The organism is Burkholderia sp. Bp9031, assembly GCF_003857965.1.
Lineage (GTDB): Bacteria > Pseudomonadota > Gammaproteobacteria > Burkholderiales > Burkholderiaceae > Burkholderia > Burkholderia ambifaria_A.
The window spans coordinates 22760-43212 of record NZ_QTPW01000036.1 but is presented as its reverse complement, the minus strand read 5'-3'; the positions used below and the strand labels follow the sequence as shown (position 1 = coordinate 43212).

15 protein-coding genes are annotated in these 20453 nt (G+C 57.9%); 14 read left to right on the top strand and 1 reads right to left on the bottom strand.

Translation table 11 applies throughout. The features are described from left to right. Positions 1-1744: 1744 nt before the first annotated feature. Complete coding sequence (locus tag DIE15_RS31575) at positions 1745-2797, top strand: GlxA family transcriptional regulator (RefSeq protein ID WP_124835251.1); 1053 nt, start codon at positions 1745-1747, stop codon at positions 2795-2797. A gap of 71 nt (positions 2798-2868) precedes the next feature. Here DIE15_RS31575 and DIE15_RS31570 read toward each other — a convergent pair whose 3' ends face one another. Next, positions 2869-3330: a GDP-mannose mannosyl hydrolase gene (locus DIE15_RS31570; protein ID WP_124835249.1), complete on the bottom strand. Its 462-nt coding sequence runs from the start codon at positions 3328-3330 to the stop codon at positions 2869-2871. Positions 3331-4139: 809 nt separating this feature from the next. Here DIE15_RS31570 and DIE15_RS31565 point away from each other — a divergent pair. From DIE15_RS31565 to DIE15_RS31505, 13 genes are all read left to right on the top strand, one after another. Continuing rightward, complete coding sequence (locus DIE15_RS31565; RefSeq protein ID WP_124835247.1) at positions 4140-4406, top strand: hypothetical protein; 267 nt, start codon at positions 4140-4142, stop codon at positions 4404-4406. Positions 4407-5080: 674 nt separating this feature from the next. Then, positions 5081-6046 carry a GlxA family transcriptional regulator gene (locus tag DIE15_RS31560; protein WP_124835246.1) on the top strand — a complete coding sequence of 322 codons (966 nt, stop codon included), beginning with the start codon at positions 5081-5083 and terminating at the stop codon, positions 6044-6046. 91 nt (positions 6047-6137) lie between these two features. Beyond that, positions 6138-7655, top strand: a complete 1518-nt coding sequence (locus DIE15_RS31555) for a mannose-1-phosphate guanylyltransferase/mannose-6-phosphate isomerase (RefSeq protein ID WP_124835244.1) — start codon at positions 6138-6140, stop codon at positions 7653-7655. Positions 7656-7700: 45 nt separating this feature from the next. Beyond that, complete coding sequence (locus DIE15_RS31550; protein ID WP_124835286.1) at positions 7701-9080, top strand: undecaprenyl-phosphate glucose phosphotransferase; 1380 nt, start codon at positions 7701-7703, stop codon at positions 9078-9080. A gap of 117 nt (positions 9081-9197) precedes the next feature. Beyond that, positions 9198-10361 (top strand): polysaccharide biosynthesis/export family protein, encoded by a 1164-nt coding sequence (locus DIE15_RS31545; protein ID WP_409364323.1) that lies wholly within the window; start codon positions 9198-9200, stop codon positions 10359-10361. A gap of 120 nt (positions 10362-10481) precedes the next feature. Beyond that, positions 10482-11600, top strand: coding sequence for a GDP-mannose 4,6-dehydratase (gene gmd, locus DIE15_RS31540; protein ID WP_124835242.1), 1119 nt, complete (start codon positions 10482-10484; stop codon positions 11598-11600). 5 nt (positions 11601-11605) lie between these two features. Then, positions 11606-12577 (top strand): GDP-L-fucose synthase, encoded by a 972-nt coding sequence (locus tag DIE15_RS31535; protein ID WP_124835240.1) that lies wholly within the window; start codon positions 11606-11608, stop codon positions 12575-12577. A 139-nt stretch (positions 12578-12716) separates the two neighbouring features. Further along, a complete protein-coding gene (locus tag DIE15_RS31530) occupies positions 12717-13199 on the top strand; it encodes a low molecular weight protein-tyrosine-phosphatase (RefSeq protein ID WP_148095692.1) in 483 nt (160 codons plus the stop codon). A gap of 79 nt (positions 13200-13278) precedes the next feature. Continuing rightward, positions 13279-15513: a polysaccharide biosynthesis tyrosine autokinase gene (locus DIE15_RS31525; RefSeq protein ID WP_124835238.1), complete on the top strand. Its 2235-nt coding sequence runs from the start codon at positions 13279-13281 to the stop codon at positions 15511-15513. Then, on the top strand, positions 15479-16879 hold the full coding sequence (locus tag DIE15_RS31520; protein WP_124835236.1) for a lipopolysaccharide biosynthesis protein: 1401 nt from the start codon (positions 15479-15481) through the stop codon (positions 16877-16879). Before DIE15_RS31525 ends, DIE15_RS31520 begins: the two co-directional genes overlap by 35 nt. Then, positions 16854-18002 carry a glycosyltransferase gene (locus tag DIE15_RS31515; RefSeq protein WP_124835234.1) on the top strand — a complete coding sequence of 383 codons (1149 nt, stop codon included), beginning with the start codon at positions 16854-16856 and terminating at the stop codon, positions 18000-18002. The genes DIE15_RS31520 and DIE15_RS31515 overlap by 26 nt, the downstream gene beginning before the upstream one ends. Then, positions 17993-19228, top strand: coding sequence for a polysaccharide pyruvyl transferase family protein (locus tag DIE15_RS31510; RefSeq protein WP_124835232.1), 1236 nt, complete (start codon positions 17993-17995; stop codon positions 19226-19228). Before DIE15_RS31515 ends, DIE15_RS31510 begins: the two co-directional genes overlap by 10 nt. Next, positions 19225-20436, top strand: a complete 1212-nt coding sequence (locus DIE15_RS31505) for a glycosyltransferase (protein ID WP_124835230.1) — start codon at positions 19225-19227, stop codon at positions 20434-20436. The genes DIE15_RS31510 and DIE15_RS31505 overlap by 4 nt, the downstream gene beginning before the upstream one ends. Positions 20437-20453: the final 17 nt, after the last annotated feature.

Here is a 20453-nt window from a genome sequence, read left to right as displayed (position 1 = left end):
AGTGTCGATAAAAAATAATTTCGATAGACGACTTTCGGTATGTCCCACGTCGATCGAATTGGCTGGTTATTCGTTGATTAAATTAAAAGGCAACTGATATTTATAGGAGGGATCAGTCAAGAACCCGATCTAATCGGACTGCGGAAATTTATTGGGTGAATATGGAAATTTATTGTTGACGCGCCAGGATCGATTCGATACGCCGTCGGCTCTCGTTCGCCGAGTGCCGTCGCCATCAGATTCGCGCATGGCTCGCGTAGGCGCCGTGCTTGCAAGGTTGTCAAAAGGTGTTGAATGGAATCCGTACGGAATCGGCGGTAGCGACGAAAATTCATTGTGCAAGGGCGCTGCAATCAATTCAAATTCTGGATTCCGCGTGCAATTCAGGTACTTCGTCTGTCGATAAAAGACGGAGCGTCGAGTGAATCGGTTGATGCTCGGCGAGGTTGATGCTGCCCGAAAAGTCGATCGTTCGAAAGCAGCATGTCATGTCGGAGAATTCGTCGACTAAATATTTTGAAAGCGAATAAATATAAGATCGAAAATTATAAGAGAGATGGCAATCGGATGATCGCCAAATCAACGCGCGAGTTGACGGAAATTATTGAACCACGTACCCAAGGCTCGTCACGTGACGGAGCGACGATCATTGCGGTTGATGCTGCGTTGGCAGTCGCGCACGTTTCCTGGACGCGATCATTGGAAATGAGCATAGCCATGCGTCGGACATCGATGTGCGTGCTGTGTGAGTCCGTTCGCAGATAGTTCGTTTTGCTTATGAAATCGGATGATGGCGCCGAAGCAGGGTGCGCTGAATGTTCCGGTTTGCCTCATTCAGTGCGAACGACCGGGATTCCGGCTGGGGCAGCATTTTCGATTGACGTGCCGCCGCATGCGCCATCGGGCTCCGTTCGGCCGCTGAGAGGCTCGTCGTCGCCGCCGAGTGAGCGCATATGGCTCGTGAGCGAACGGGGTGTGCGGTGCACAACTATTTTTTGCGAGCAGCGCGAGGCTCCATTTCAGTGTCGTAATGTGTTCGTACCATTGAAGAAATCGTATGTACCGCGATCGGTTCACGGATTATCCACGCGTCTCGAAAACGGCCGTTTTTGACGTTCTGCTTGACGCGGGAGGCGGTGTCGCACTTCGGGTTCGAGATTACCGTCTGTTACGGATCTCAGCGTCGATGTAAATTGTTCTGATGAAACAAGGTGGTCGATGAATACGTTTTCTTGAATCGTGCATAGGAAATTCAGAGAGTGCTCGCAAACGTTAAACCACGACTCGTCGGAAAATTTTTCGAATCACTCTTGCACGAGGTAGTCCACCAGGAAATGTCCAATACGGCAGGCTGCGTTGCCTGTATTGCCCGGAACGCCCGCCAGGACTGACTGGGCGCTTGATGCTGCCAGCGCTGCCATTCCCGGCGGCATTTGAATGAAATCCGTTGGCAAGAAATGGAACGAGTGTTCCCCTTCTGGAGAAGGGCGGTACATATTCTGAACGATCTGAATCTGATACTCAATGTTGCAAAAATATTACGTCAATGATCTAGATCAAGTTCGGTCGACTCTGTATTGGCGTGATACACCGTTCTCTTGATTCTCAACAAATAATTAGTACCACATCGCCGCCTTGATGGATTCCGTCAACAATGAGGCGAGATCGGACACTGACGGAACGGCCGTCGATTTAGCCGCATATGATGCGCTGCAGAAAATGCAAAAAATTGTTAAGGGCCGAGATGATGCAAACAGTGCCGAATGTAACGACAACGGGGTTGAGAGTGAGCGGGGATCGAGGAAGAAGCATCGGTCGTCGGCGGGACAGCGTAATCATCCTGTTGCTCGACGGGTTTTCAATCATGCAAATGGGCCGGCTGGCCGCAGTATTCGAACTTGCGAATCAGCTTGAGAGCGTTGATGCCGCGTTTGCCGATCGTTACGAATTACGGCTCTACTCGAGTCATGGTGGCGCTGTTCGTTCGTCGTCGGGCGTCCAGATCTGGACGGACGTGCCTCGCCCGCTCGATGCGAGCAGCGTGCAGGCGATGTTCGTGCTCGGCGGACAGGGGCGGGCGAGCGGTCTTGATGATTCCTTTATCGCCTGGTTGCACCATGCTCATCAGCGCGCGCGCGTGGTGAAGGGCGATGGCGGCGGCGTCGAAATGCTGACCGGGCTTCGCCTGAACCAGAAAAGTCCGGACACCGTGCCGAATGCGATGCAAGCGACGCTGGCCGATTGCGGCGCGGGCGACCCGGCGCCGTCCGGCGACGACGAAGAAGGCATGTTTGCCGCGGCGTTGTCGATTGTCGTGCGCGACGCGGGCTACGAAATCGCGCAGGAGATCGTCGCATGCATGATGCCCGGCGCGAACAGAAAATTTGCGAGCGTTCTGTTTGGCGTGCAGGAGGCGCGAGCCAGCGAATTGATTCGCGCGGCCGCGCATCAACTCAGGAGCAATAGCGCGAATCGCATCTCGATCGCCAATGCAGCGCAGGCAGCCGCGATGAGCGAGCGGAATTTCCTGCGACGCTTCAAGAACGAAATTGGCGTGACGCCAACCGAGTTCGTGCTGCGCGTACGGCTCGAGAAAGCGTGCTCCATGCTGATCGAGACGGATTTGCCCGCCGACAAGGTCGCGCGGCGCGTCGGCCTTGGCAGCGGGGACCGGCTGGCCAAGCTGTTCCGTCAACATCTTTCGATGTCGCCGACGGAGTATCGTGCGGTCGCTCGTGAGCGAATGTTCACGTCGACGGATGGCTCGGATTGGCGGAACGGTACGTCGTCTCGATGAAAATTGCTCCGCCGTGACGCCCGCTGGCGTTGGGCGGCCGATCCGGGCCTGGGCGCGGTGCATGCTTGATTTCAGGCGAGCGTGTCGAAGTAGGCCCGGGTGTTCGGATGAATCGTTTCATCGGCGACGATTTCGTCGGCGGTCGCCCAGCGGTATGCGGTGTGCTGCGCATTCGGCAGAGACACAAGGTCGAACTTGCCACGGAGCTTGTAGCCCATCACGACATAATGTGTCGAGATGCCGGGTTCACCGCCAAAGTTGTCTTCGTAGAGGTGATCGTAGATGCCGATCAGTTCGGCATCGCCGCGGTCCAGGCCGCTGCATCCGAGTTCGTCTTGCGCGATGCGATTGAACGCATCATCGAGACGTTCGTTCTTCCGGATCCGACCTCCAGGCACGAACCAGAAACCCTGCGCGGGGCGATTGACGCGGTGACCGAGCAGGTAGGCGTCATTGCCGTTCGAGATGATCAGGTCGATCGCAACGAGCGGGGTTGCGTCGACGACGCGCAAGAAAGTGTCCAGCGGAAGCATGACTGATCGGCTCCAGGAAATCTGTCGAAGTGCACGGGCATCGTTCCGCGCTCGAATGCAATTCGGTTACCGGCGTGACGTGCCGGCGTTGCCGATGCTCGAGCGACGGATGTTCGCCTGCATGCATCTCATCATGGCCGGCCGAGGTTGCGCGCGTCGGCCAAAACACCGAAGCAATCCGCCAATCGCACCAAGCGGATCGGGCATGACGGCGCAATGCCTGTCGAGAATTGCGTGCGCGCGCATCGATACATTTTCATTCGGCCATGATCGTGGTCGTAGCCGCCATCTCATTTCGAAACGGTCGATTCGACGTTAGTCTTTCGTCTGGCCTTTCGAGGAGATGCGTTCACCCCGGAACTCTCCTCGGAATTTTTCCTGCGCGCCATCCGGCGCGCAGGCCTTTTTATTCCTCACGGGTCGAGCTGAACGTGCTGCGATTGTCAGTCGCCGTCGTTCGAATCGTGGAACCGCAAGACGAGACGTGTCGTCCGGCGTCGCGAATAGCGAAGCAGTACGAACAGTATCTCGAGCCGAACGTTCATCGATCGGGAAGCTATGCCGAGTGCGGTGGATCACCGCGTGTCTCGCATCATCGCCTGAGCACAATCTGAAACCGGCCTGATGTCGCCGCGCACGTCGCTTCCGTGACGCGCGCGGCGACGCGCATTGCCGGTCGAAAACGTGCGCTAACCGATTGGCGGAATCGTCGGAACAATTGTCATGTCAGACATGCTGCATTGCAATGTACGCTAGCGGCATCGTACCGCGCGTGGTTGGATGCGCGAGACCATTGCCGACAACGGAGCATGGCCGATATGAACGTCGTTCTTCTGATCTTCTCGAGGTTCTGCTTCGTGTGGATTCTCTTCTACCTCGTCTTTAGCGCCGCGTCGGGTCTTTGGGCCGGCGCACGACATGGTCAGGGGCTGCTGTTGCTCGAATTTCAGTCGCGTCGAGCCCGCGGCTCGCGTGAAGTGGCGCGAGCGCGAATCCTGAAGAGAATGGCGCTGTCCGTGATGTTTGCGCTTCCCGCAGGCATTGCGTCGCTCATTGCGAGCGCGTTGATGTCATAGACGATCACATTCGCAGATATATGCCCGGGCTTGATGCATGTGCCGGGCGGATAGCCGGACCTCTTGCGAAATACGCCGGAAACGAAGGCAGCCGGCCGCTGCATCGCAGCGTCAGCATGCTTCGCCGAATACCGGAATGGCGGATCCAGGCTAGTCGGCTTCGCACGATGCTCGTGGCCGAATACGTCGAATCGACGCTGGCCGAACATGATCGGCGCTGATCGCATTGTGCCGCCGTGTCGCCGGACTTTACGGCGGCGAATCGGTTCTTCCAGGATGATGCTGCCCATGTGCGAGCGTGCCGCATCACATCCAGCGGCGCCGCGATTCATGTAAGCACGTGCCGCGCGCCTTGCCGGACGGGCGGCGACCAGCGGTGCATGCGATGCCGCTGCAATCGTCCTGTCATCTCCGTCGCATGTCACCCGCTCGCAGCGTGATCGTTGCCGCTCCGCCACCATCGTCGTCCTTAATTTCGCTGTGGCGAGCTAGTCAGAAACCGCCAGGATTTGGCCGATCAGGGAAATCCCGCAGACTAATCCGACGACTGTTTGTTCGATTCGGCCAGTGTTTAAACGCCACTCGGCGCCCTCGGTATGATGCGTTGCAACGGAGCAAAAAACATCGACCAAAGACGGCAAAAGTTGATTGGACTGAATGTCCGAGAGCACGCTATGACGCACATGGTTGTCGATCATTCGAGTGATGGGGCGGCAGCGGATGATGGGGGGAAGCGGTCACGCAGGAATCGGAACATCGGCGTTGTCATCTTCGATGGATTCTCGTTGTTTGCAGCTGGCGCGGTGTTCGAGGTATTCGAAGTAGCCAACGAAATCTATGCGCCGCGAGCAACCGGACGTCCGCTCTACGACATTCGGTTCTATTCGTCGAAGGGTGGAAACATCGTCTGGTCGTCGGCCATCAGCGTGCGGACATCGGCATGCGATGCCGGATCGGCGAATGCGTTCGATGCGTTGTTCGTTGCAGGCGGAGAAGGTGCGCGGCGCGCCGCGCGCGACGCCCGAATGATTGACTGGTTGCGGATCGTGCTGCCGAAGACGGGCATGGTCGAACCGATCGGCGAAGGCAGGATGTTGATCGATGCCGCGCGAACGGGTTCGCTCGCGACCGATGTGGTGAACGTGATGCGCGACGGCTACGAGCCGGCGAGAGCAGCGTTGGCGCTGGTCGAGCGCGATCTGGGCGGCGATGCCGTGCGCGGGATTGCGGCGCGGCTTGCACTGAGTGACGCACTCGCCCCGGTCGAGCAGGATGACGACGCAAGTAATGGCGTACCCGCCGACCGGGTTCGGGCGGCGCAGATTTGGTTGCGAAAGAACTGTGAACGAGCGATATCCGTCAGTGACGCAGTGCGCGTCGCTGCCATGAGTGAACGGAACTTCCTGCGCCATTTCAAGCAGGAAATCGGGATGACGCCGTCGGAATTCCTGCTGCAGGTTCGCCTGGAGCGCACGGTGCAGCTCTTGATGGAAACCGATTTGCCGATCGGTACGATCGCACGGCGATGCGGGTGGGGAAATGGTGATCGTCTGGCCAAGATTTTCCGGCGACACCTGGACGTGACGCCTTCGGAATACCGGTCCCGCGCACGTTCGAGCGAGACGGAACAGGAATTGTAGAAAAAAGCTGGATCGGCCTCGAGAAAGACAAAGCACATTCTCGCGGTTTAGCAGATCAAATTCATTGCCTGAGAGAATAGGAGTGCAGATCATGTCGGCGTCCATCGATACAGCACGAAGCGAGGCAGGACACATCGGATCGGATCATGGAGATTCGCTCGACGTGAAGGTCCGCGTCGCACCGGTTGTTCTCGCAGGCGGATCGGGATCGCGCTTGTGGCCCATGTCGCGAGAGCAGTATCCGAAGCAGTTGATCGGCGTACTGGGCGCGGACTCCTTGCTGCAGGCAACCGTCCAGCGCATGACGGGTTTTTCGATCGGGGAAGGCGACGTATCGGCGCCCATCGTCGTTTGCGGCGAGGAGCATCGATTCGTTACAGCCGAGCAGCTTCGGGCCAGCGGACTCGATGCCCGCATCATCGTCGAGCCGACCCGACGGGATACGGCCCCTGCGCTGACCCTTGCAGCTGCCGCTGCCTGTGCGGACGGGCAAGACGCGATCGTCGTTGCAATGCCGGCTGATCACGCTATTGCCGATACGGCTGCGTTTCATCGCGCGATCGAACTGGCGGTGGACCATGCGCGGCGCGGCGCGATCGCGACGCTAGGCGTGCCGCCGACCCGGCCCGATTCGGGTTTCGGTTACATCAAGATTGGCGAAGCGCTGGGCGCGGGCGCACACCGGATCGAGCGATTCGTCGAGAAACCGGCTGCCGAACTCGCCGCACAGTACGTCGAGGCGGGTTCGTACTGGTGGAACAGCGGCATTTTCGTCGTGCGCGCGAGCGTCTGGCTCGATACGTTGCGCGCGCTTCAGCCCGACATGCACGCGGCCTGCATGACGGCACATGTGCAAGGCACCAACGACGGTCCGTTCTTCCGCCCGCATGATGACGCCTTTCGTCAGTCGCCGTCGGATTCGATCGATTACGCGGTGATGGAACGTCTTGCGTCCGAGGCGAGCACGGTGGACGGCGTGGTCGTGCCGCTCGATGCGGGCTGGTCCGATCTTGGCTCGTGGGATGCTGTCTGGGAAGCGCTCGACAAGGATCCGGACGGCAACGTCGGGCGCGGCAAGGTCGTGTTCGAAGGGGCGACGTCGAGCTTCGTGCATTCGGAAGGGCGACTCGTCGCATGCGTGGGCATGACCAATGCCATCGTCGTCGAGACCGCCGACGCGGTGCTCGTGGCCGACCGCTCGCGCGTGCAGGACGTGAAGGGCCTGGTGAGCCGGATCCGCGCGCAGCAGGCGCCGGAAGCCGACGCGCACCGCAAGGTGCGGCGCCCGTGGGGTTATTACGACTCGATCGATCACGGCGCTCGATTCCAGGTCAAGCGAATCGTCGTGCATCCGGGCGGGCGATTGTCGCTCCAGCTGCACCACCACCGTGCCGAACACTGGATCGTCGTGAGCGGGACCGCGCTCGTTACCCGCGGAGACGAGCAATTCATGCTCGGCGAAAACGAGTCCACATACATTCCGCTTGGCGTCACGCATCGGCTCGAGAACCCGGGAAAGTTGCCGCTCGAGCTCATCGAAGTGCAATCGGGATCGTATCTCGGAGAGGACGACATCGTGCGCTTCGATGATACGTACGGACGAGCGTAATGCTCCGATTCGACTGTGATCGCTGGCGTCAGACGGGAGATTGAAATGTTCGGTCTACAAGGAATGATGGCTCGGCTCGTGGATATCGCATTGATCGTCGCCGGCTCGCTGCTTGCGTCGCAATTTCGATACGAGGCGGTTTCAGTGGGGCACGTCGACAGCGCACTCGTCACATTCGCGATTGCGTTCTCGCTGGTGCTGTTTCCGGTGTTCGGTGTGTACGAATCGTGGCGTGGCCGGTCGATGTTGAGGCTGAGCGGGAAGATCTCGCTCGCGTGGCTCGTCGTTCAGGCATGCGGCATTGTGTTGATGTTCTCGCTTCATCGCTCGGATGTGATTTCCCGGCTGTGGTTCGTGTACTGGACCGCGATGACGGGCGGTGCGCTGATCGCATCGCGAATCGGCACGCACCTTTTTCTGCGCAGTGTTCGGCATGCAGGCATCAACCTGCGCAGTGTCGCGGTGGTCGGGCATGCACAGCACTGCCAGCAGGTCGTTCGGAACATCGAGGAGTCGCCGGCCAGCGGCTTTCGTCCGGCGGCCATATTCGACCTGCGCCCGATCATCGCAAATGCTTCGAATCGTGTGCCGGTATTCACGGAGCTCGATGAGTTCGCGCAGTTTGTCCGTGAAAACGGTGTCCGGGAAATCTGGCTTGCGCTGCCTTTGTCCGAGGAAGCGACCGTGCTGCGGTTCGTCAATGCGTTCGGCGACGATCTCGTGAATATCCGCTTCATTCCCGATGTGCGTAGCGTCGCGCTGTTCGACGGCGCGATGATCGACCTCATCGGCGCGCCGGCGATCAATCTCGTGGCGTCGCCTATGCCGCGCCATGCGATGTGGCAGAAGGAGGTGTTCGATCGCCTGTTCGCGGCAGTCGCGCTGGTGGCGCTGTTGCCGCTGATGGTGGTGATCGCCGTCGCGGTGAAGTTGTCGTCGCACGGGCCGGTGTTCTTCAAGCAATACCGCAAGGGTGCCGACGGGCGAAAATTCCAGATCCTCAAGTTCCGCACGATGCGCGTACACGCCGAACAGGCAGGCGTGGTTACGCAGGCGACGAAGAGCGACTCGCGTATCACACGGGTCGGACGTTTTCTCAGGCGGACCAGTCTTGACGAGCTGCCGCAGTTCCTTAACGTGCTGCGCGGTGAGATGTCGGTGGTGGGGCCGCGGCCGCATGCGATCGAGCACGATCGGATTTATCAGAAAGTTGTCGATGGGTACATCCATCGTTATCGGATCAAGCCGGGGATTACCGGATGGGCCCAGGTGAACGGGTATCGCGGGGAAACCGATCGGCTCGAGAAGATGCAGAAGCGCGTCGAGTACGACCTCTATTACCTGCGGAACTGGTCGTTTGCGCTGGATATGCGGATCGTGTTGGCGACGGTGGCGAAGGGGTTGGTGAATTCCAATGCCTATTGAGCTGATATCGTGGAGCTCGCACGTCAAGATGGTTTCGAAATTTTCAACGCGCGTTGCTCAACGACGTGCGCCTAGGGCAAACGGATGAAACTTGCGGAAATTGCTTTGATGATGACGATGGTACGCAGTGAGCGTGAACGGTACTGGTATCCGATTGATCGCATGCGGGTGACGCTACTGGTTGCATCATGCGTGACGCTGTCGGCTTGCACGTTTGCGCCCGGAATGCGCATGCAAGCGCCTGCATCGATTCCCGTTAGTGTTGCCGACAGTCAGCATCCGGCCGCGCGAGCGGATGTACCAATCACTGAAATTACGGTCGATTTGATCAAACAGACCAAGGAGCAGCATCAGGCGGCGGGTACACCCGAATATGCTGCTCTTTTTTCGAAACCAGCGCCGTACGTCATCGGTCCGGGTGATGTCCTGCAAATCACGGTTTGGGATCACCCGGAATTAGTCGAATCGCAAGGACCTCAACTTTCCACACCGAACTCGCGGCCGTTCGATCCTGCACCGGGTCATCTGGTGGATCAGAACGGCGACCTTCAGTTTCCGTACATCGGCAAAGTGCACGTCGCCTCCCTTCAACCCGATGAGGTTCAGAAGAAGCTGACGGCCGCACTCTCAAGCATGTTTCGCAATCCGCAGGTCACTGTACGAGTTGCGTCATTCCGGTCGAAGCAGATCTACGTGGATGGCGAGGTGCATACGCCTGGGGCGGTTCCCGTCAACGATGTTCCGATGACATTGTACGAAGCCGTTACTCGGGCCGGCGGCTTCAGCGCCACCGCAGATCAGAGCCGAATGGTGCTCGTTCGCGGCGTGAAATCCTACCCGATTAACCTCACGGCAATGCTTGCCCACGGGGAGAATCCGGCGCACATCGTGCTGCGCAACGGAGATTTGCTACGCGTGCTGCCGCGCGATCAAAACGGCGTGTACGTAATGGGGGAAGTCAACAAGCCAATGACAGCCTTGCCTATGCGGGACGGCTCTCTTTCGCTGAGCGATGCGATTTCTCAGGCGGGCAGCATCAATGTCAACACAGCTGACGCCGCGCAAATGTATGTGATTCGTGGGGCATTGAATGCCGCACCGCACGTCTTTCATCTAGACGCACGTTCGCCGGTTGCGATGGTTCTGGCCAATCAGTTTCAGCTTCAGCCGAATGACGTCGTCTATGTCGACGGTAACGGTCTGGTTCGCCTGAACCGAGTGCTCAGCTTGCTGTTGCCGGCGGTGAACGCAGGATTGACGGCTGCGGTAGTGACGAAGTAATCGACGCGGAGCCGATTGGATGCCGTGGGCGTCCATGCCATCTCGTCGAACGAGCGGTTCCGAAATTCAGCATGAGATTCGCAACCCCCCGGCGGCGAATATTGGATGTGGAGCGAAAGCATGACACGTAAAGTTGCGCTAATCACAGGTGTGACGGGACAGGATGGATCGTATCTGGCGGAGTTTCTGCTAGAAAAGGGTTACGAGGTGCACGGTATCAAACGCCGCGCGTCGCTGTTCAATACCGACCGTATCGACCATCTTTACCAGGATCCACACGTATCGGATCGTCGATTCATGCTGCATCACGGCGATCTGACGGATTCGACGAGTATCGTACGCATCGTCCAGCGCGTGCAGCCCGATGAAATCTATAACCTTGCCGCGCAAAGCCATGTCGCTGTGTCGTTCGAGGAACCCGAGTATACGGCGAATGCGGACGGTATCGGAGCACTGCGCGTGCTCGAGGCGATTCGCATCCTGTCCCTTGAGGAAAAGACGCGCTTCTATCAGGCTTCGACATCGGAGCTTTACGGGCTCGTCCAGGAGATTCCACAGCGGGAGACAACACCGTTCTATCCACGCAGCCCGTATGCAGTTGCCAAGCTTTATGCGTACTGGATCACCGTGAATTACCGGGAAGCCTATGGCATTTATGCGTGCAACGGCATTCTTTTCAATCACGAGTCCCCGGTGCGCGGCGAAACCTTCGTGACACGCAAGATCACGCGCGCGCTGTCGAGAATCGCGGCAGGTCTGCAGGATTGCCTGTATCTCGGCAATCTCTCAGCACTGCGCGATTGGGGGCATGCGCGGGACTACGTCGAGATGCAATGGCTGATGCTCCAGCAGGACCAGGCGGAAGACTTCGTCATTGCGACGGGTGTCCAACACAGTGTTCGGAAGTTCGTCGAATGTGCAGCGCTCGAATTGGGAATTGTCCTTCGCTTCGAAGGATCGGGTGTCAGTGAGATAGCTATCGTGGAAGCGGTCGAGAATAGCGAGCTCAAGGTCAAACAGGGTGACGTGATCGTGCGCGTCGACCCGCGCTACTTCCGTCCGACGGAAGTCGAAACGTTGCTCGGTGATGCAACGAACGCACGAGAAAAGCTTGGTTGGACGCCAAAAATATCGTTCGAAGACCTGGTCAAGGAAATGGTTCGTGCCGACTACCAGGCGGCAAAGCGCGACGCATTGATCAAATTGGCCGGTTTCACGGCATTCGCATACAACGAGTAGCAAAAATGGGCGAACACACCAAAGTATTCGTCGCCGGCCACAATGGGATGGTCGGGCGTGCGATCGTTCGCCGGCTGTCGGCGATGAAGTTCTGTACGATCATCACGCGCACGCGAGCGGAACTCGATCTCGCCGATGGCGAAGCGGTCGAGTCCTTCTTCCAGAGCGAGGCGATCGATCACGTATATTTGGCCGCGGCCAAGGTCGGCGGAATCCAGGCCAACTCGGCGTATCCGGCTGATTTCATCTACGACAATCTCATGATCGAGGCGAACGTCATTCACCATGCGTATCGTGCCGCTGTCGACAGGCTCATGTTCTTCGGCTCGTCATGTATTTATCCGAAATTCTCCGAGCAGCCGATCCCGGAACAGGCTCTCCTTTCCGGGTATCTCGAGCCGACTAACGAACCCTACGCCGTCGCCAAGATAGCCGGGCTGAAATTGTGCGAGAGCTACAACCGGCAGCATGACACCGACTTTCGCAGCGTCATGCCGACCAATCTGTACGGTCCTGGCGACAACTACCACGCGGAAAACAGTCATGTCGTGCCAGCGCTCATCCGCAGGATGCATGAAGCCAAGATCGGCGGCAGCAAAATGGTTACGGTCTGGGGAAGTGGGAATCCGAAGCGCGAGTTGCTCTACGTAGACGATCTAGCAGATGCCGCGGTGGCAATCATGCAAATTCCGGCCGATCAGTGGAAGCGGGACAGGCGTCCACCGGTGGCGCATATCAACGTAGGCACAGGCGTAGACCTATCGATTGCCGAGCTCGCACGAACCATCGCAAAGGTGGTGGGATTCGATGGTGAGATCGTCTTCGACACGTCGAAGCCGGATGGCACGCCGCGGAAATTGCTCGATGTCGGTCAGCTGCATTCGCTCGGGATATGCGCAACGACCGACCTTGAGGAGGGGCTATCGATTGCCTATGCAGATTATCAGGCGAGATACGCCGATACAGCGACGTCGTAGAACACGACGTGCAGCCGGCGGACCAGGATGGCGGATGTTGCACGTGATAGCAACAGCGTCCGGTTGCTTCGGAGCGTTTCGATAGTACGTTTCAGCAATAGGCATCCGGCGTTAGGTGCGGTAATACCGGGAAAATTCGATGATTCGGTCCATATTGGTTGTCTGTATTGGAAACATATGTCGCAGTCCGATGGCCGAGGTCATGCTGGCGAGCGAGCTACCGGATTGTGTCGTGCAATCCGCAGGAGTCGGTGCGCTGGTAGGGGAGCAGGCAGACCCGATCGCTAGGGAATTGATGCGGGAAAAAGGATTCGACATCGAACGTCATCGTGCCAGGCAATTGCTGCGCTCGCAATGCATGCAAGCCGATCTCGTGCTCGTGATGGACATGGAGCAGAAACGTTATGTCGAAAGATTGAACCCGCTGTCGCGGGGAAGAGTGTTTCGCTTGGGCGAATTCGGGAATACCGATATCCGCGACCCGTTCGGGCGCGGTCGGGAGTCGTTCGCGATGGCACTTGGTTCGATCGAAAAAGGCGTGGGCGAGTGGTCGGAAAGGATAGCGACTTCCGGCAGGCGCATCACGGAACCGGATGCAGTGCAGACGCGCTTACTTGACTAGAAACCCGGGAAAACCGTTGAAGGGAATGAAGGTCCCGATTCGGACAACTTTCAGCAACTCACCTATTTGAACCACGCACATGCAAGAAGCAGATGAATTCCTGTCCAGGCAACGCAGTTCCCCGACTGACGAAAGCACGAGTCTCGGCGAGCACTTGGCCGCGCTGCTGGAATACAGGAACGTAATTCTCGCGTTCGCGTTCGGTGCAGCGTTGCTTGGCGCCGTGTACGCGTTGATCACGAAGCCGACCTACGAGTCGAACATTCTGGTGCAGGTCGAAGAGAACGGTAATTCGATAGGATCCGCCCTGGGCGATCTGGCGAGCATGTTCGAACTCAAGACGGCCGCTACGACCGAGATCGAGATCCTGAGGTCGCGGATGATTCTCGGTCCTACCGTCGATGCAGTACATCTGGACATCGACGCAAAGCCAACCTATTTCCCGCTGGTGGGCCGTTTCCTCGCATCACGGGTGCCGGTGCCCGTCGATGGACCGGCACGCTTGAATCTGGATTCCTTTGCATGGGGGGGCGAGGCGATTGAAGTCTCGAAGATGGAGGTACCGTCTCAGTACAACGGTGGCATCTGGACGTTGACCTTGCTGCCAAACGGAAAATACAGTCTCCGTTCGCCCGAGGATGAAGCGGTGATCGGCAATTGCGAAGTCGGCAAGGAGTGCCGTGCGTCGGTCAAGGGCGGCGTAGTCGTGATGACCGTCGATCGCCTGGTCGGCCGATCAGGGGCGCGATTTCAGCTCGTTCATTCGAAGCGTCTCGATGTCATCACCCGGCTTCAGAAGTCACTCAGTATCTCGGAGCAAGGGAAAGATTCAGGCATCATCAGCACGGTCTGGCGCAGCGACGATCCGCACAGGACCCAAGCAGTGCTGAATGAGATCGCCAGACTGTATGTCAAGCAGAACGTCGATAGGAAATCGGCCGAGGCCGACAATATGATTCGGTTCCTGGATCGTCAGTTGCCGGGGCTGAAGGACAACCTGACAAAGGCCGAAACGAAGTACAACAATTACCGGACAAAAAATACCATTGTTGATCTGCCCGTCGAGGCACAGACCTTGCTGAATCAGATCGTGCAGGCGGAGGTTCAGAAGAGCCAGCTCGTACTGCAACGAGATCAGTTGCTTCAACGCTTCACGCCGCAGCATCCGAATGTTGATGCTGTCAATCGGCAACTCGATACAGTCAATGCTCAGATCGCCGGCTTCAATCAGCGATTGAAGGCGATTCCGGCAAACGAACAGGACGCCGTTGGCCTCGCTCGAGATGCAATGGTCGCCCAGGAAATCTATACGACCCTGCTCAACAACGTCGAACAATTGCGGGTACTGAAGGCGGGGAAGACCGGGAACGTCCGTTTGCTCGATGGCGCGGAGCTCATCACGGTGCCGGTTTGGCCGCGTCCCGGGCTGATCATCCTCGTGGCGACGACGCTCGGTGTATTCCTCGGGTTGGTCATCTCTTTTGCGTTCAAGGCGCTGCGTAGCGGCATCGAGGATCCGGCCGAAGTTGAAGACAAGTTCGGGCTTCCCGTCTATGCGACTATTCCGCATAGCGAGCAACAATCGACGTTCGGGCGAATCGAACGATCCGGCGGAAGCGATACGCCATTGTTGACCATGGCCGCGCCGAACGACCTCGCTGTCGAGGCCATCCGCAGTTTGCGTACAGCACTGCAGTTCGCGCAATTCGACGCGCGAAACAACATCTTGATGCTAACCGGTCCCGCGCCGGGTGTAGGTAAGTCGTTCATTGCCATCAACCTTGCCGCGCTGATGGCGAGTACGGGAAAGAAAGTCCTGCTGATCGACGGCGATCTCCGCCGAGGTTATTTGCATCGCTATGTCGGCGCGGCGCGTGGGCGCGGATTGACGGAGTTGATCAGATCGGACGGCGATGCTGGGGAATTCATTCAACGAGACACGCTCGTGAAGGGGCTCGACTTCATGCCGACCGGCGAGTTGCCGCCGAACGCGGCCGAACTGCTGCTGCATCCCAACTTCGATAAGGTGTTAAATCAGCTGGCGTCTCGATACGATAACGTGATTATCGATACCCCGCCCGTTCTCGCCGTCACGGATCCCGCTATCGTGGGGCGCTACGCAGGTGTGACATTGTTAGTGTTGCGCTTCGGCGCGAACCCGCCTCGAGAAGTGGAAATGGCGATCAAGCAACTGCGCCAGGGAGGCGGGACGCTGAAGGGCGTGATCTTCAACGATCTGCCGCTGAACACCGGGGGTTACGCATACGGAAAATACAAGTATGCGTACCAGTACGAATACGCGGCACGGAAATGACATCAAGGCGGGGTATGAACCACACGCCATATCCCGTTATCTGCTCAAACCTACCATGTCGGCAAAACGTATCATCAAGGCATTTTTCGCTCACGGTCTCGGACAGGCCGTGAGTGTTTTCGCACAGATCGTATCGGTTCCGCTGTTTCTGTCGGTGTGGGGCGCTGCGAAATATGGAGAATGGATTCTAATCTCGACAATTCCCACGTACCTCGCGTTGAGTGATCTGGGCTTGTCGACTGTTGCGGCGAACGAGATGGATCAACGGGCCGCAGTCGGAGATCACGACCGACTTCAGATAATTTACCGGACACTCTCAGCGACAGTCGCAATGTTCGTTCTTACGGTACTGATCGTGTCGGGTGCGGCGTGGTGGGTCTTGGGTACTGGCGCACACGTGTTTCGGTACATGTCGGCGGATGAGGTCAGATTTGTCGCATTGATCCTGATTGGGGACGTATGTCTGAGCGTAATGTATGGACCTCAGACAGCCGCATTGCGAAGTGCCAATTGCTATGCGCTGTCAGTTGGCATACTGAACGCGACGCGCTTTGTTGCGCTGACGTTCGGACTGATTGCGCTGATGGTATTTAAGACACCAATAGCAGTCGCAACCGCGATGCTGGTCGCGCGCATTGCCGGCTTCGCAGCGCAGCAGATCGTGAAGAAGCGCTATTGCCCATGGGCCACGCTGTTTCCATTGACGATCGACTGGATGTGGCTCAGGAGATCACTGGTTCCGTCACTGGCATTCCTTGGATTCCCACTCAGCAACGGGTTGAATTTTCAGGGGATTCTGTGGGTGATCGGAACTGCACTCGGTCCCGCTCAGGTGGCGGCATTTTCAACGATGCGTACGTTGACTCGCGTAGCAGTGCAAATGATGAATCTGTTGTCCAACTCGGTCTGGTCGGAGGTGTCGAAACTTTCCGCCGTCGGAAGAAAAGGCGACGTTGCGCGTATCAAGCGCAGACTGACGATCGTCACGATAGCCGTTGCGGGCACGATCGGTATCGGAATGAGTGAGTACGGTGAACGATTCTATTCGGCATGGACCGGGAAGCATGTCGTTTTTGATTCGGCATTATTCGACATTCTGTTGCTGTCGATGGTCGCAAATTCTATGTGGCAGTCGGCTTCCATATTCGTCATTGCGATCAACCGCCATATCCGCTTTGCAGTCGCTTACCTGGTCGCCGCGAGTGTTGCGATAGTTATTGGATTATTCGCCGTTCACCACGGTGGGATCGTATCCGTTGCGATCTGTCTGCTGGGACTGGACGTATTCCTGGTTCTCTTTGGCGAGTACGAGGTATTTCAAAAGTATCGCGAGAAGGATTATGAAGGTTCTGTTCTTGATCGGTAGCGTAGGCGATTATCATACCGCACGCTTGAGCGATGCGGGACGCCGTCTTGCCCAGGAGAGCGTCGAATTTCGCGTTCTGGTGATGGATCGCAAGTCGACGGACTACCTGCATCGCGAGGTGCAGCGCTCCGGGCGCGAGGCATCGGAAGACGGCTGGCGGTATGTGATGGAGGAACGCTCGCGACGCACGCAGCCAATGTTTTTGGCGTACCTGTTCAAGGAAATTGTTCGGGAGAAGCCAGACATGATCGTGACTATCGGGTACAACTTTCCGTATTCGCTTGTCGGGCTGATCTATCGATGGTTGACGCGTCGCACGAGAATTGTGTTTTGTGCCGACAGCAAGTTCGACGACGGCGTGCGCCAGCCAAGCCGCGAGCTGTTCAAGGCGCGGCTGGCATGCCTTTATGACGGTGCAATCGTGGCAGGACACCGGCAGAGACACTATTTCCAGTTCCTTGGGATACCGGAGGAGCACATCCACGTCGGATATGACGTGGTCGATAACGACCGATTCATGACAGCCGCTGCGGCGGCCCGTACTCAAGCCCACGAGCTTCGCAGACAGATGGGATTACCGGAAAAGTACATCGTTTGCGTGTCGCGGTTGGTCGCCCGCAAGCGTGTGGACAAGGTCATCGACGCGTATGCACGTTCGCAGGCAAGGGCAATCGGTGTTTCGCTGCTCATCATCGGCGCGGGGGATCTGGATCAGTCGTTGCGAGCGCGTTGCGAGCGCCTCGGCATCGCAGACGACGTCGTATTCAAGGGGTTGGTACCCAATCGGGACATGCCGGTTTTTCTGTCTCTTGCCAATTTCATGATGCTTTTGAGTGACTACGACCAATGGGGCCTCTGTCTGAACGAGGCCCTCGCGTGCGGGACGCCAGTATTGTGTAGCGATCGCTGTGGGGCAGCGCATGAGTTGGTCCGACACGGCGAAAACGGATTCGTTACTGATGGAACGGATGCAGACATCGACCGTGGCGTCGCGACGCTGCTCGACGACGAAAAGCTGTCTGCGATCAGGCGCAACTTTCCGTGGAATCTGCGGGACTGGGATTTGCAGCGGTTTTCCGAAAATGTGTTGAACTTCGCGAACAGGTTCTCGAAATGCAAGTGAATCATGTCGTTGTGGCCAATGTCTTTGGTGCGGTCAACAAAGGTGATGCGGCACTCATCGAAGTATGTATCGACGAGATCCGCGAAGCCTATCCAAACGCTTCTCTCAGTGGCATTGCATATCAGCCCTCGACGCAACGTGCCCATCTGCCACGTGTGACGTGGCACGAGCGGCTCGGAAACTGCGTGTCGAAGAATGTGTGGCGTCGTCGTCTGTGCAATGTCGTGCGCCAGTGCATTACGATCGGATATGTATCGTTGCGACGCCCGCGACTCCTCGGCCGTCTGATTCCGGTCGAGCAACGGCGCGCAATCGATGCGCTCGGGAAAGCCGACGTCGTCGTCAGTTGTCCGGGCGGGTATCTCGAGGATTCCAATCCGTCTTACTATGCCAACCTGATACAGATCTGGGTCGCTTCGAGATTCGGCGCCACTGTGGTTCTGGCACCGCAGAGCGTCGGTCCGATCCGCTCCAGGCGCGGCCGATGGTTTGCCGCGAAGGTGCTCGCGAAGGCGGCTCTTATCTGCGTGCGGGAAAGCGAGTCGTACCATTTTGTCGTCGAGACGCTGGCGTTGCCGGCAGCGCGCGTGGCCCGGACGGGCGACCTTGCCTTCTGGCATGCGTCGGCGCCGGCAGCGACGGCATCGATGAAGATCGAGCTTGGATTCGAACCGAACGAGCCTTATATCGCGGTCTCGGTGATCGAATGGGCGTTTCCGCTAGCCCCCAACCAAGCGGAGGCCAAGGAAAGGTACGTGCGCAAAATATGCACGCTTCTGAATGTCCTGCACGACGCGCTGGGCGTGCGCATTGTGATCGTCAACCAGGTTGCGGCGGATCTGCCGGTAGGTCGTGAGATTGCGGCACAGTGTCCGGGGTTTGTCATCTTGGATCAGAAGGATCGACCGGTTTCGGACGTCAGGAGCATCATCGCCGGCGCGTCGGTTTTTCTGGGAAGCCGTTTTCATTCATGCATCTTCGGTCTGTTGGCAGGGCGGCCGCTAGTTGCGCTTTCCTATCTACCCAAAACTAGCGGCATCATGACGGACCTCGGTCTGAGCGCCCGCGTTCACGACATCGACGGATTCGATGTTGACGAGGTGGCGAAGACGATGATTGCCGACTACCGGGCTCCATCCGAGGGACAGGAAGAGATCGATCGCGCGGTCGAGCGCTATCGCCGCCTGTATCCCCGATTTGCGGATCTCCTGCGGGAGGCAGCGTGACTCGGACGGTCGATATCCATCGCCTCGCGGATCCGGCCCATCGTGTTGGGTTCGTGACGGCGTCCGTGTCCAGAACCGGCGGTGGCCTGTTCGACGCGGTACGAGGTCTTGCACTCGCACTCCCGGAAAACGGGTTCGTACCACAGGTGTTCGCCCTGAACGACTCGAACACCGAGGGCGATCTTCCGCAATGGCGCGGGACCCAGGTGACGACCTGCGATGCGGTCGGTCCTGCAATGCTCGGCTACTCTCCGGCTTTGCGTACTTCGATACTTGCATCCGATGCGGATGTCGTCCATACGCACGGCATCTGGATGCATCCGTCGGCGGATGTCGTCGCGTGGCATCGGCGCGAACGCAAGCCTTACATCATCTCGCCGCACGGGATGCTCGATCGTTGGATTCTGAATCGTTCGAAATTGAAGAAATGGCTTGCGTTGGCAGCCTATGAACGCAGTCATCTGAATCGTGCGGCCTGCTTTCATGCACTCAATCGTGAAGAGGCAGACGCGATCCGGGCCGTTGGTCTGAAACAGCCGATCGCCGTCGTGCATAACGGCGTGACGATTCCGGAGTTCGACAGTCCCGGTCTGCCGTCGTGGTGGACCGGCGAGCTGGGATCCAGAAAGCTGCTGCTTTATTTTGGACGGCTACATCCCAAAAAGGGCGTGGAGAATCTACTAACAGCCTGGAAAGATCGCGTCATTGCGGATTCGATCCATGTCCGCTGGAATCTGATCGTCGGTGGTTGGGGGGATCCTTCCTATATCGGTCACTTGCGCAGCATGGTTAGCGAGGGTGTGAACGGGGACGGTGTCCATTTCGTTGGCCCGCAATTCGGCCAGGACAAGGCAAAGACGTACGCGGCTTGCGATTGCGTGATTCTGCCATCGTTCAGCGAAGGGCTGCCCATGGTGCCTCTGGAGGCATGGTCTTTCCGAAAACCGGTCGCGCTTACACGCGAATGCAATCTATCGATCGGATTTTCCCGACGTGCAGCTTTCGAAATCCTCAATTCAGTCGAGGGGCTGATGGCTTTTCTTGACGAACTCCATAGCATTGACGATGCGCAGCTCGTGGCAATGGGCAATGGCGGAAGAGCTTTGGTCGAAGATCACTTCACATGGAATGCCGTTGCGACCCAGATGGCCGACGTCTATGGTTGGCTAATGGGGTCTCGTGGGAAGCCTTCGTGCGTCATCGAGTGAGTATCCGACCGGGGAAG